Source organism: Dictyobacter aurantiacus (assembly GCF_003967515.1).
GTDB classification, from domain to species: domain Bacteria; phylum Chloroflexota; class Ktedonobacteria; order Ktedonobacterales; family Ktedonobacteraceae; genus Dictyobacter; species Dictyobacter aurantiacus.
Genome location: NZ_BIFQ01000001.1, coordinates 2,384,672 through 2,396,704 on the forward strand (window position 1 = coordinate 2,384,672; position 12,033 = coordinate 2,396,704).

A 12,033-nucleotide genomic window follows, 5' to 3' on the forward strand; every position below is an offset into this window, starting at 1 on the left:
GGAAGGTAGATTACGCCCTAAATTCTTGAGGCCTGTTCCAATTCAATTGCCCACATCCCCACTACTTATATGACTGTTCCTGTGCAGAATCATACACATAATTTGACGTAAAATATTGTCACAAAGTAAAACCTGCACCAGCATAAGTACTATCAGAGTGTGTTTGACTTCCATCATGTTTGTGGCGCGTGCGCGCCCCCGCACGCGCGTCCGCTACGCGGCCGCATTGTTTTGGTGTGTTGGTGCAGCAGGGGCGCGAAAGAGCCCCTGCTGCACCAACACACCATGGACTTGTGAGCACCAGAGGTGCGCAAGCTCAGGCAGCCTGCAGGCGATGATCGTGAGAATCAGACACATTCTCAGCCCTCCATAAACGGGAGGTGGGGAAGGCGGTCAGACCTCCTGCACCCCGCTTCCTTCGGAAGAAGGGAGCAGGCATATTATACACATACTCATATCTACTATCAACGAACTATATTACATTTATCGTTCATGAAAATGCACTCCTGGCAGACTATTATTTTATGCATCTGTTTATAATATCTCTAGCAAATGTTTGTAGTAAAGTTAAGGTTGGTATTTTGTATGACAAGCTTAATTAGACAACGTAGTCGGCAGAAAACTCATCTATTATTTGCGTTCAGTTCGTTCCTTATCGTGACCGGAGGGATAACGGGATTCCTCTGGCAGACGCAACAGTGTAGTAAAGCGGCAGACATAGCAGTGACTGGAGATCCCTCGCTTTCTGCCACCGCCGTCGATCATATTTTTGCGCAAGCGGGAAGCCCAATGGTCGGGACCGGAGTCCTTGTAGAGCGAGCCTCACGCGCCACCCATATTGATGACGCCTTCGCCCTGGCGGTCTGGTGGGCTGAAACAAACGATGGCATGGCCGGTGTAGGATTAGGAGATCGCAATCCGGGTAGCGTACGCGGCAACGGCACATATCCTGTGGCCTATGACGGCTACACCGTTTACCCATCCTATGCCGCAGCGATAATCGAGTGGTTCAATCTACTCCACAATCGGTATATCGGGCAGGGGGCCACCACCGTCTACAGCATCGGTGGGCCCTATGTTGGCACCCCTGGCTCTGGCAGTTGGGCTTACAAAGTAGTCACCCTGATGGCCCGCTATCGGGATGAAGCTCCGCCGCTAGCGGCTGCACCGATACATCCCCAGGCCGCGCTGGCCCCACAGCCTACACCCCGGGCTCGCGCCTACCTGCCAATTGGCAACGAGCAGAACTGGGAGCAACGTGCCAACGAAAAGCGCCGCCAGTCCTGGCTCAATCAAAAGGATCAGACCGCCAGTCCACGGAAACTTCCGCTCCACAGCGTTCGCAACGAGATAAACCCGATTGGTCAGCCAGATCAGCCATCCGATCTGCAGCAACCACTGCTCATAAGCGGCATCATGCTGCTCGCCATTTTGCTGGCCTATTCCAGCCTCCGGCTGCGCCGCCACCGCATCATAGTCGTCTCAGGGATCAACACAAGTGCCGCTCCAATCAAATTCCCGCGTCACACCACAACCGACAAACTGGCGCCCGTTCCGCCCACACCCATGCTGATCAAATTGGAAGGAGTCCCACCCACACCCATGCTGACGCCCTTTGGATCGGTTCCCCTCACACCATACCTACCGAACCACGATGGCGCAGCTAGTTATCTATCGCGCGGAGAAAGCTCCACCGAGAAGTTGCCATCTATAACTATAGGAAGCTCCACCGGCAGTACCACCGAAGCGCTCAAGACCATCCGAACCAACATAACTCTGCCAGGCGGAGCCCCGATAAAAGCCGAAAATACAGAGGAAGGGTACCTGAAACGATTTGGCGACAACCCCGAAAATGCCTAAAAAAACTGTTGACAAAATAGCATCATCAGTGTTAATATAGTCCACGTAGTCGCGCAGTAATGCCCTCGTGGCGGAATGGTATACGCAGCAGCTTGAGGGGCTGTGCCGAGAGGCGTGGTGGTTCGAGTCCACTCGAGGGCACCTGATCAAACAGCATCCGAAAAGAGCGATCGGATCGGATGCTCAACCTTTATCTGCGAGACTCACACACGGGCGATTAGCTCAGTTGGTTAGAGCGACTGTTTTACACACAGTAGGTCTGGGGTTCGAATCCCTAATCGCCCACTAAAAAACCTTCTAGAATGGCTTGAGAAGCGGTCTCAGGCCATTTTTGTTTTTGGTCACTCAGCGGCCTAAATCTCCAAAATATCGGTTTTAGAACAACTGAGTTCCTCTTTATTTTACTCCGCTAGCCTGCTTAACAAAGCGTTGGTATTGCTTTAATAGCTGTGATTCTGGCGCTAACAGGTCGTATTTGAAGTGCAATGGAATACCAGTACTTTTAGTACACTACTATTTTCTATTCTCGCCGATATTAATTACACGCAAATGTATCAAATCATGTCTTCATGTTTTATCTTAAAAGATGTGAATTTATTTATTGCACAGATATTGACATAATGCATGCCTACTGATATATTTCCTCATGCTTCTATAATTTATAATTTGTAGAACATCTCCCAATAAAAAATGTCCGGTGATTCAACTAGCTCTCAGAATAGCTGCTAATTGAAGCATGTTTCCTTCGTGTCTAGTTCATCAATGATGCTTGTACATCTCATAAGGGATTTACACATATTACTCATATAAATTAGTAATCATTTAAACAGTATGAACTTTCTATATAGACACCGATTCACAGAATCAGGAGAACAACGTATTATGAATCCGGATCATGGGCAAGAAGAGGCTGCTACTCCGTCGCAGCCAACCTTCTTCCGAATGGCTCTCCGTCCGGTCAGGGTACCATCTATTATAGCGATGGTAGTACGCAGGTCTTCACGCTGGGTCTCACCGACTGGTGCGCCACAGCTCCGCTCCACGGTAACTATATCGCAGTTACCATGCCGTATCGAAATACGCCAACTGGAAAGCAGACAGTGAAGAATTCACTCTACGTTGCGGAGGTGCTAATAGACCCCAACAAAACGGTGGCCTCGATACAACTGCCACCTGCCAGTGGTGGAACGATGCATATCTTCGCGGTCGGCGAGCGTGCTGGAAATCTCAACAATATTGGTATCACCAATAGTGGTGCAACTTCGATTGGTGCTTTTGATCACTATCATGGTAGCAGCTATTCGGCTCAGGCATTACAAAGCCAGGGTCTTGTCAGTGGTCAGAACTTTAGCTCTAATGGCTATAGCTTTCCCTGGCCCGCGGCTGGCACGCTTGATAACTATGCTGCTGCTGGTCAGACACTTCCAGTGACTGCTCCTGCCAATGCTTCAGGGGTGGCGTTCCTGGGCTCGGCGACCAATGGTGGGGCTGTCGGCGATGTCACGATTACTTATACCGATGGCTCAACGCAGACGGATTCTCTGGCTTTCCTGGACTGGTGTAATGCCACGCGATCTATAATTAATTGGTATCCCATTATCGCAGCTACTATGCCGTATCGAAATACACAGGGGGGTCAGCAGACGATCAATAATTACATCTACTTCTCTGAGTTTAAACTGGACTCAACAAAGACTGTGCAGAGCATTACCTTACCACAGTCTGGTACACTCCACGTTTTCTCGTACGCGTTCAAGTAGTGTTCAACGTATGTATCCCGCCAGATAATTATAGGTCGGACCACCTCTACAAGAGGTGGTCCGACTTTTTGTTGCTCCATTTTTCCAACTATCAAGTTATCCAGATAGAACCAACATCCGGCCCTTAGCAGACAGAAACCTCATCAGCAACATTCAACTTTGAGGCCAAAGAAAAAAGATAATAATGGTTCCTTTCTATCCCAGTTTTTCTGTAAGAAAAGCCGATCTTTACTTATTTAGCTCTATCAGTATAGCGTCGACGACGGTGCCGGTACGCCCTACACGAGGGACGCGCCCGGTCATTTTAGCTTCGCGAATGGCCTGGATAATCAGGGGCATATTCTCACGAATGCGTTCGAGTTCATTGGCCTCGCGCTGATAACGTTGGAAGCGGGTAAGAAGATTGTTGAATGAGATGGCGACGGGCCAGAGGACATTGTCCTGCGTGATGGGGACGCGGGCGGTAAAGTCTCCATTGGCGACCTGGCGCTGTGTATCGACCAGGTATTTAATGCTCTGCTCTAACTGGCGCTTCTGCATGGCATTGTTGCGCTCGTATTCAGCGATCTCATGCTCCATCGCGGCCAGCCTCTCCGCCTTAGTCGCGCGTTTGAGCGCCTTGTTGGCGCTCTGTACCCATTGATATGTGCCAAGGGCCACTGCGATCTGCAACAGGACGGGACGAGAAATGACTACACCCCAACCGGACATGGCGAGGTAATGATTCAGGTCCGCCGCCCGCGCTCCAAATACGATATCCAGAATCATAAAACTGCAATTAAACAGACAGACCAGAAATACAGAGGCTGGATTGAGCAATGAGACGGCGATCAGTTCGGAGGCGATCATCATGTCGAACAGGGGCAGGTTGATCAGGCCAAGACCGCCCTTGACGGATAAAGCTGTGACGGCGTTACCACCATCGATAATAAGGAGCATAAGTAAGGTCGCCATTGTTACGTCACCGCGACGCAGAAGCCAGATCGTCGCTCCCACTAAAACAACAATTGCAATGGTTGAAATTACAAATACGGGCACATTGAGATTTGCGGTCATACCCATCGCGGTCATAAACAGGACCACAACGATAATGAGGCATAATAAGGCCAGGCTGGCGAGACGACCGCGGCGAAAGACTTCCTGCTGATAAAAATCTGCTTGAGGCCCGGGAGCTGGTGGAGTAGTATAGCGATACCACCAATATAACGCCCGCTTCCACCGAGAAGATTTTACAGCCTTCATCTGCTCTGTATGGGTCAAACGCTGTGAATCAATTCTGGAATTCCTGGAAGATGGTTGAGTATGCTGCTTCATATATGGATGCCTCGACTTCCTGAAATAAAGAACACCTCAGCGCCCCCACAGTGGAGCCTGGGTGTTCGATAAAAAGGTCACCCTCGCCAAAATGGGTCGAAAAGCCAGATCAAAAAAGGACAGAAATGAACTTCTCTCTATGATTCCAACATAATGCGAAAAATCATTTCCGGGCATCTATCGATTCACAATAAAGAAGAGCCTTATCTTAATAAAATCTTATAAATCTCTTCTTTTAATTTATGGAGCTTAATTCAATTCTAACTTATTCCTTATAAAGTTTCTAGTGCACATTCTCCATAAATAGGACTTTTTGCTTAGATAAAATGCTGCTATCCCGTTTAGACTGTCAATATCAGTCTATCCTTTATCGAAAAACCAGAAAATGTAGAAGCGATAGCTAATTATGTTCACTTTACAAGGAGTGGAAGATAAGGGGCGTAGAGCGGCAGGGGAGCTTCTTGAGGCAATTTATGGATTGGTCGATGCTATGACTTCTCATCTATTGCAGTGGTAATGGAAAGAAAACCGAGAAGGCCGATCCTCTCCCTTCTTCGCTTTGCACATTGATATATCCTCCATGGCGCTTCACGATGGAGTCGCAGATATAGAGACCAATACCCAGGCCTGGAAAATTCTGATACTGTTCAGTGCTCACACGATAAAAACGCTGAAAAATGTCGTTGTGATAGGCTCTGGCAATGCCCAGGCCAAAGTCCTGTACCCTGATGACTGCATGTCTCTGATCGACATCGGTCTCAACGTATACGATCACCTGATCAGACTGAGGAGAATACTTGATAGCATTCGTAAGCAGATTCATTAAGACCTGTCCGATGCGATCTTTATCCCCAAACATCTGTACCTGTGCTCTCTGCGTGACCACGATGTGATGGGTATGCGCCGTCTCCTGCACAACCTCTACTATGTCCTGCACCAACGTATTCAAGAGGAAGATTTCTTTGTGATATTCAAGTTGGCCGTTCTCCATGATGGAGATGTCCAGCATCTCATTGATGCGCTTGGTCAGTTTATTGAGCTGCATATCCATACGCGTCAGCATGCGGATACTATCCGCATCGTTACGCTGCTTGAAGCGGCGCAGTAAGACCTGGGTAAAACCTTTGAGGCTGGTAATAGGTGTCTTCAATTCATGGCTGGCCATGCTGATAAACATGTCCTTCTGCCTCTCTTCGGCTTTGCGTTTGCTGATATCGCGGGCGATCTTAGCGCCCCCGATAATCTTTCCCTGGCTATCCTTCACCGGCGATATACTCAGGGAAACATCGATACGTGTCTTGTCTTTGCGTACGCGTACAGTTTCATAGTGCTGGATAGGGATACCGGCCTTGAGCTTCTGGATAATTTCAACCTCTTCATGCTGCAATTCCGGAGGCACAATGATAAGGATAGACTGCCCGATGGCCTCCTCGGCAGTATAGCCAAACATTTCTTCTGCCGCGTGATTCCAACTCATAATGATGCTATCAAGCGTTTTGCTAACGATAGCATCATCTGAGGAATTAACAATGGCCGCGAGGAGCGCTTTCTCTTCTAACGCTTTGGCTGTGAAGCTCTTCGCATCATTCGTAAGTTTTTTGGCCGACGATGCCATACAGTTTTGTCCTTCTCAGGAATATCAATCTCTATGAACGAGCAGCTCATCAGAGGCAGAACATTCGCAGCCCATAGATAGGATCATCCAATACTAATCCTGCACGTATTGTCCCTCTATAATTACCATTAATGCTAATATTATACCTCTTTCGGGAGCGGATAGCAGGTGTTGCAGCGGGATTTAGCATTTCTTGATCGACTATGCGGCATTCTACTACTTGCAATCTGTTTGCGCTTAATTCGTCTGTGGGTAGCCTGCAGATCCATGCCACAATAAAGCATTGCAAACCGAATTATCTAGATCATACCATATTTCCTCAAAAGAACTCATCATACTCATGCGCCCAGGTTCGAGCGTTCTGCAGAAATAGAGTTGTGCCAGGAGATACAGCCCTGGCGGATTTGACGGCGAGTCCAATCTGTAGTGGCAGGGGCGGATCGAGTGGCAGGGGGATAATTCCTTCCAACTTTTTAGGCAGCATCTGTCGCGGGAGCAGTGTAATTCCCAGTCCTTCACGTACCATGGCCAGGATGGTCGCGCTATCACTGGCACGATAGCGAATACGTGGTCGGTTTTTACTGGTGCCAAAGCCAACGCGCTGGAGTAGATGCACAGCACACTGGCTCTTCTCAAGAATAAAGCCCTCTTCGCGTAGCTCTTTAAAGGTTACAGCGGTCCGCCCGCATAGACGATGATCCGTTGGCACCAGTATGCATAGTTCGTCCGTGGTAATCAGGCTACACTCGACGTTAGGAGCTGGCAGCACCACAAAACCGATATCGACAACGCTATCCTCGATCCATGCTCCAACTTCCTGCATGGCCCCCTCGAACAATACTACTTCCATGTCAGGATAGCTTCGTTGAAAACTGGTCAACAGACTGGCAAGCAGATCGGGGGAGATGATGGAGTTGATACTTCCCAGCCGTACCTTGCCCGAAGCTTTGCCCTGGGCCACCCTGGCTTCCTGCTCGATGGACTCCGCCTCTGCCAGCAAAGCCCGCACGTGTGGGATGATTTTTTGTCCCACCACAGTCAATGAGACCACGCCTTTGCGATTGCGCTCAAGCAGCGTCACCCCAAGCTCGCTCTCCAGTGAGGCCAGGGCATGACTGACGGCGGATTGCGTCAGATTGATGTCGTAGGCAGCCTCGGTAAAGCTTCCAGTATCCGCCAGCGCTACAAGGCTTTGCAGTTGCGAGAAGTTCATATGAATTTCTTTCATCAGTATATGACATATATGATTTGCACTCATTATAACAGCTCGACTATACTGCTGACAAGGGAGCATGCGAGGACAGAGAACTCTCACAACGTCTCAATAAAAGATAGTGAAGGATCAATCAATATCATGGCGACACACAATGTATCTACAGATCAATCTATCAGTCGGAGAAATACGGCAGACACATTTAATAAATTCGAGGAACAGGTTAAAGCAGATAACCAGCAGTCGGGGAACAGGATTCGGCCGCTCGATGTGCTGATCCTGGGTGGTCTGGGCGCGCTGGGTCCGCTGGCGAACGATATGTATGTGCCATCGCTGCCAGCCTTGAGCCATGACCTGCTGGCCACAACCTCACAGGCTCAGATGACGCTGAGCGCCTTCATCCTGGGTCTGGCCCTGGGTCAGATTGTGGCGGGGCCGATCAGCGATGCCAGGGGTAGACGCTGGCCTCTGATGATAGGGCTGGCCATCTATGTTATTGCCTCGCTGCTCTGCATGGTCACGCCCTTAATTACCATCCTCATCCTGCTGCGCTTCTTGCAGGGATTGGCGGGAGCAGCCGGCATCGCCATCGCGCTCGCTATTGTCAGCGATAGCTATACTGGCGTCACCCAGGCACGCTTCTTCTCGCTGTTGATGCAGATCAACGGCATCGCGCCCATGGTCGCTCCCATTATCGGCGGACAGATCCTCGGGTTTACCTCGTGGCATGGCGTCTTTGGAATCCTGGCGCTGTTTGGCATGTTTATGCTGCTGGCGGTATTCTTTGGTCTGAGGGAGACGCTGCCCATCAGCCAGCGTCAGAGCGGCGGAATCACCTCCACGCTAACTGCATTTCGTGGTCTATTGGCCGATCGCCGCTTCCTCGGCTACGCGCTCTCCTGTGGCTTCGCCTTCACCGCCTGCATCATCTACATCTCGGTCTCACCCTTTATCCTCCAGAACCTGTATGGCGTCTCACCACAACTGCTGGGCATCATCTTTGGCATCAACGCGCTCGGCATCGTCATTGTGGCACAGATTAACTCCAGGTTGATTGGTCGCTTCTCATCACAGATCCTGCTGACCTGGGGCTACGCCATCATCGCCACCGGTGGCATCGCCACCTTCGTGGTCACCGCCAGTGGTCTGGGGCTCATCGGTCTAATCCCGGCATTCCTTCTGCTAGCCTCTAGCCTGGGACTGATCATGCCGAACGCTACCACGCTGGCGCTCGCCAACACACGAGCCGCCGGAAGCGCCTCGGCCCTGCTGGGTGTGCTGCAGTTCGCCATCGGCGCACTGGTCGCCCCCATTGTGGGACTCGGCGGCGCCGCCAGCGCGCTTCCGATGGGAGCGTCCATTGCCGCCTTCGCCATTGCTACCCTCGTCACCTTTCTCATTCTCTGCCGACCAATACAGTCAACAACACACTAAATCGGATTTAAGAAACGCCCTCGCTATTGGTGAATAGTGAGGACATTTCTTCCTGATTAAGGATTCTGGTTGCATTGTCCCTCGTGATCATGGATGTTACAATGATTCTGGTTCAAATATAAAAAATAGAATGATTGGGGTAAGATAGGACATGCAACTTGATCAACGCCTGGTGGACGCGGCCATAGAATTAATGAATAGCCGCTTTCCGCGCGATGAATGGGCAGGCGCGGCAGCTATGTATACCGAGAACGGCGAGATCCTGACCAGCGTCTCTCCCGATGTTCCCAACGGGGCGGCGGCACTCTGCCAGGAGACGGGCGCTATCTGCGAGGCATACAAACGGAACCAGAAGGTGACAGCCTCAGTCTGCGTCAGCAGGGAAGCTAATTCAGACGTTGTTCTGATTCTGGCGCCGTGTGGCATCTGCCAGGAGCGGCTCTTTATGTGGGGCCCTGACGTTGAGGTGGCCGTTGCCCATCCACAGGATGCAACCCGGTGGGTAGCTAAAAAGCTAAGCGAGGTCCAGCCCTACTACTGGTATAAAGTCTTTGCGGGCGAACATAAATAGATGGTATGCAGCCCGCTACACTACCTTTACAGATTTGAAGATTGACCCATGCGAGATCAAGAACATGAAAGGGAAAACCGGTGAGCGATCAATCAGCACAGACGCGCTTTATTAATCCTTCGACACTGCCAGGGACCGCTGGATATAGCCACGTGGTTGAGGTCACTGGAGGACGCACAATTCATATTTCCGGGCAGGTGGCAATCAACGCAGCGGGAGAAATCGTGGGCCGCGATGATTTCCGCGCCCAGACGCAACAGGTCTTCGAGAATATCAAGGCCGCTCTGGCCTCCGTTGGAGCCGACTTCACCCATGTCATCAAACTCAATATGTACGTTGTTGATATGACACAGGTACCCATTCTGCGCGAGGTACGCGACCGCTATGTGAACACGCAGAATCCCCCGGCCAGCACGCTGGTCGAGATACGCAGACTGGTCCGGGAAGAATTTCTGGTTGAAATCGAAGCGACCGCACATCTTCCAGCGTAAGAACACGGGAGGAACTGGATTGCAGCGCCTGGCGCGTTTAGCCCGACCGATATCTGCTTCAGGAGCGAGCCTTGCGCAGGCGGATCAGGCTGAATACAGCGATAGCTACCAGGGCTACAATCCAGGCCGGCAAGTTAAAGATGGTCTCGCCAGTTTTGTCGTCTTTAAAAGGATTATTTTCTCATGTACGCTACTTCAAATGCTGGAAGCAGTCAGGATAGCTTACTCTTGTTTGCGCGGACGGGTCATAAAATAGGCAAGTACTACACCGGCGCCAATACCACCCACGGTCATATAGCTGGAGGTGGAACCACCCGTCAGGGCAATGACGATCGCCGCTAGTATTAAGACAGCGCCGGCCAGCAGGACATAGGTTTGTAGGGCAATGTTTCGCATCAATCAATATTCTCCCGAAAAAAATCTCACCCTAGTCTACACCGTCCCATTCCTCTAAGCAAGCGAACGAGGCAGGAAGGCATGGAGATAACTATTCGAGCACAAAAAAAGACGGGCCCGGTGGGCCCGCTCTTCTTTATATTGTCAGGGTAGAGAAAGTGATTTATTGGGCAATCGCCAGTATCTCTAAATCAGACCATGGCGACACAGGTTTTTTGGCATAGGTAAGAGGAAGCTGGGAAACTGCCTGCATAACACGATCCACCATATCGACTGGCGGCTCGAACTGCTCGAGTTGCTCAAACAGCTCATCAATATCCGCGTCGTTATCAAAATCGTTTTCCAACAGATTCAGTAATATGTTATTCATAAGAACTCCCTCTACGTTATTCGTATGCGTCATCTGTTTTTAACACGAATAACATTAGAAAGAAGTTTCAGTTTTTCCAAGGTTTCTTATCAAAAATCCAGCTTTCACTTAAGAAAGATTAGAATACAGCCCCTTCAGCCTGCTCTGATTTCCAATGTTTTGCCATGGAAGCCCGCAGTAATGGGCGTGCGCGCTGGAAATATGTTTTCGCGGTCGCCTCGGGCATGCTCAGGGTTTTGCCAATTTCTGAGAAGCTTAACTGGCTGGCGTAACGCAGTAATACGACAGAACGAAATTTAGGAGGCAGGGCATCGATCGCATTACGCAGAGCCTGCTGCAGATCACTCCGCTCAGCCATCTCATCTGGCAGCGGCTGATTATCTGGCATGATATCCAAAGGAGAAAGATCATCGTCGTCATGACTGGCCTCAAGCTCTGAGAAATGGATCGAGCGTTTGCGGCGCAGTTCATCAAGACAACGGTTACGCGCCACCTGGAAGAGCCAGGCTTTTAGTGGCTCACCCGTTCGTAGGGTCGGCATAGAGATGTAAAGCTGTAAAAAGACCTGTTGCGAAACGTCACATGCGAGATCATAATCACCTAGCAGATGACAAATAAAATTGAAGAGTGGCGTATTATAGCGCTGCACTAATACTTCAAATGATTGCTGATCACCTGCAATTGTGCGTGTAACCAACATTCCATCTGTAATTTCATTGGCGCTCTGAGTTTTTTGAGTTCTGGTACGTTCTTTAACTTGCATTATTAACAACCTCACTTTCTTTTGACGTCTATAGCATAGATTTTTCAGGTTGAAATTGCAAGTGTTTTTCGGGCTGATAAGCTCTTCTTTAATGCACTCTAAGCGTAATTTTAAGAAATTAAAACAAGCTTGGTAAAGGCTTAAGGGGGTCTGAGATTCTATTTTTAATCTCACTCTAATCTACTTCTTATCTTATTCTAAGCTTGAGGTCTGGTCGAGGTCAAAAGGTGAGGTTTGCTTAGAGGA

Annotated in this window: 11 protein-coding genes and 2 tRNA genes; 7 read left to right on the forward strand and 6 right to left on the reverse strand. The window is 49.8% G+C overall.

The window, feature by feature from the left end; translation table 11 throughout:
- Positions 1-585 precede the first annotated feature (585 nt).
- From KTT_RS09620 to KTT_RS09635, 4 genes are all read left to right on the forward strand, one after another.
- Positions 586-1,860 carry a glucosaminidase domain-containing protein gene (locus KTT_RS09620; RefSeq protein WP_160145766.1) on the forward strand — a complete coding sequence of 425 codons (1,275 nt, stop codon included), beginning with the start codon at positions 586-588 and terminating at the stop codon, positions 1,858-1,860.
- A gap of 61 nt (positions 1,861-1,921) precedes the next feature.
- Positions 1,922-2,001: transfer RNA gene (locus KTT_RS09625), tRNA-Leu, on the forward strand.
- 70 nt (positions 2,002-2,071) lie between these two features.
- Positions 2,072-2,145, forward strand: a tRNA-Val gene (locus tag KTT_RS09630).
- Positions 2,146-2,960: 815 nt separating this feature from the next.
- Positions 2,961-3,620, forward strand: coding sequence for a hypothetical protein (locus KTT_RS09635; protein ID WP_126595776.1), 660 nt, complete (start codon positions 2,961-2,963; stop codon positions 3,618-3,620).
- Positions 3,621-3,848: 228 nt separating this feature from the next.
- Here the strand turns inward: KTT_RS09635 and KTT_RS09640 are convergent, their stop codons facing one another.
- From KTT_RS09640 to KTT_RS09650, 3 genes are all read right to left on the reverse strand, one after another.
- Positions 3,849-4,934, reverse strand: a complete 1,086-nt coding sequence (locus KTT_RS09640; protein ID WP_126595777.1) for a methyl-accepting chemotaxis protein — start codon at positions 4,932-4,934, stop codon at positions 3,849-3,851.
- Between the two features lie 502 nt (positions 4,935-5,436).
- Entirely contained in the window at positions 5,437-6,549 is a 1,113-nt protein-coding gene (locus KTT_RS09645) for a sensor histidine kinase (protein WP_126595778.1), read from the reverse strand.
- Positions 6,550-6,868: 319 nt separating this feature from the next.
- Positions 6,869-7,762, reverse strand: a complete 894-nt coding sequence (locus KTT_RS09650) for a LysR family transcriptional regulator (RefSeq protein ID WP_126595779.1) — start codon at positions 7,760-7,762, stop codon at positions 6,869-6,871.
- Between the two features lie 141 nt (positions 7,763-7,903).
- Between KTT_RS09650 and KTT_RS09655 the strand changes: the two genes are divergently transcribed.
- From KTT_RS09655 to KTT_RS09665, 3 genes are all read left to right on the forward strand, one after another.
- Positions 7,904-9,196, forward strand: coding sequence for a multidrug effflux MFS transporter (locus tag KTT_RS09655; RefSeq protein WP_126595780.1), 1,293 nt, complete (start codon positions 7,904-7,906; stop codon positions 9,194-9,196).
- A gap of 151 nt (positions 9,197-9,347) precedes the next feature.
- The gene (locus KTT_RS09660; protein WP_126595781.1) at positions 9,348-9,767 is read left to right on the forward strand and encodes a cytidine deaminase; all 420 of its coding nucleotides are present in this window, start codon (positions 9,348-9,350) and stop codon (positions 9,765-9,767) included.
- Positions 9,768-9,847: 80 nt separating this feature from the next.
- The gene (locus tag KTT_RS09665; RefSeq protein ID WP_126595782.1) at positions 9,848-10,258 is read left to right on the forward strand and encodes a RidA family protein; all 411 of its coding nucleotides are present in this window, start codon (positions 9,848-9,850) and stop codon (positions 10,256-10,258) included.
- Between the two features lie 222 nt (positions 10,259-10,480).
- On the opposite strand, the gene KTT_RS36140 is transcribed toward KTT_RS09665, so the two are convergent.
- From KTT_RS36140 to KTT_RS09675, 3 genes are all read right to left on the reverse strand, one after another.
- On the reverse strand, positions 10,481-10,654 hold the full coding sequence (locus KTT_RS36140) for a hypothetical protein (RefSeq protein ID WP_160145767.1): 174 nt from the start codon (positions 10,652-10,654) through the stop codon (positions 10,481-10,483).
- 163 nt (positions 10,655-10,817) lie between these two features.
- Positions 10,818-11,024 carry a hypothetical protein gene (locus tag KTT_RS09670; RefSeq protein WP_126595783.1) on the reverse strand — a complete coding sequence of 69 codons (207 nt, stop codon included), beginning with the start codon at positions 11,022-11,024 and terminating at the stop codon, positions 10,818-10,820.
- Positions 11,025-11,142: 118 nt separating this feature from the next.
- Complete coding sequence (locus tag KTT_RS09675) at positions 11,143-11,961, reverse strand: RNA polymerase sigma factor (protein WP_235845656.1); 819 nt, start codon at positions 11,959-11,961, stop codon at positions 11,143-11,145.
- Between the last annotated feature and the right edge of the window lie 72 nt (positions 11,962-12,033).

Coding starts and splice junctions, on each gene's coding strand:
- KTT_RS09670 (WP_126595783.1), bottom strand. CDS start 11,024: ATGAATAACATATTACTGAATCTGTTGGAAAACGATTTTGATAACGAC.
- KTT_RS09660 (WP_126595781.1), top strand. CDS start 9,348: ATGCAACTTGATCAACGCCTGGTGGACGCGGCCATAGAATTAATGAAT.
- KTT_RS09640 (WP_126595777.1), bottom strand. CDS start 4,934: ATGAAGCAGCATACTCAACCATCTTCCAGGAATTCCAGAATTGATTCA.
- KTT_RS09645 (WP_126595778.1), bottom strand. CDS start 6,549: ATGGCATCGTCGGCCAAAAAACTTACGAATGATGCGAAGAGCTTCACA.
- KTT_RS09620 (WP_160145766.1), top strand. CDS start 586: ATGACAAGCTTAATTAGACAACGTAGTCGGCAGAAAACTCATCTATTA.
- KTT_RS09650 (WP_126595779.1), bottom strand. CDS start 7,762: ATGAACTTCTCGCAACTGCAAAGCCTTGTAGCGCTGGCGGATACTGGA.
- KTT_RS36140 (WP_160145767.1), bottom strand. CDS start 10,654: ATGCGAAACATTGCCCTACAAACCTATGTCCTGCTGGCCGGCGCTGTC.
- KTT_RS09655 (WP_126595780.1), top strand. CDS start 7,904: ATGGCGACACACAATGTATCTACAGATCAATCTATCAGTCGGAGAAAT.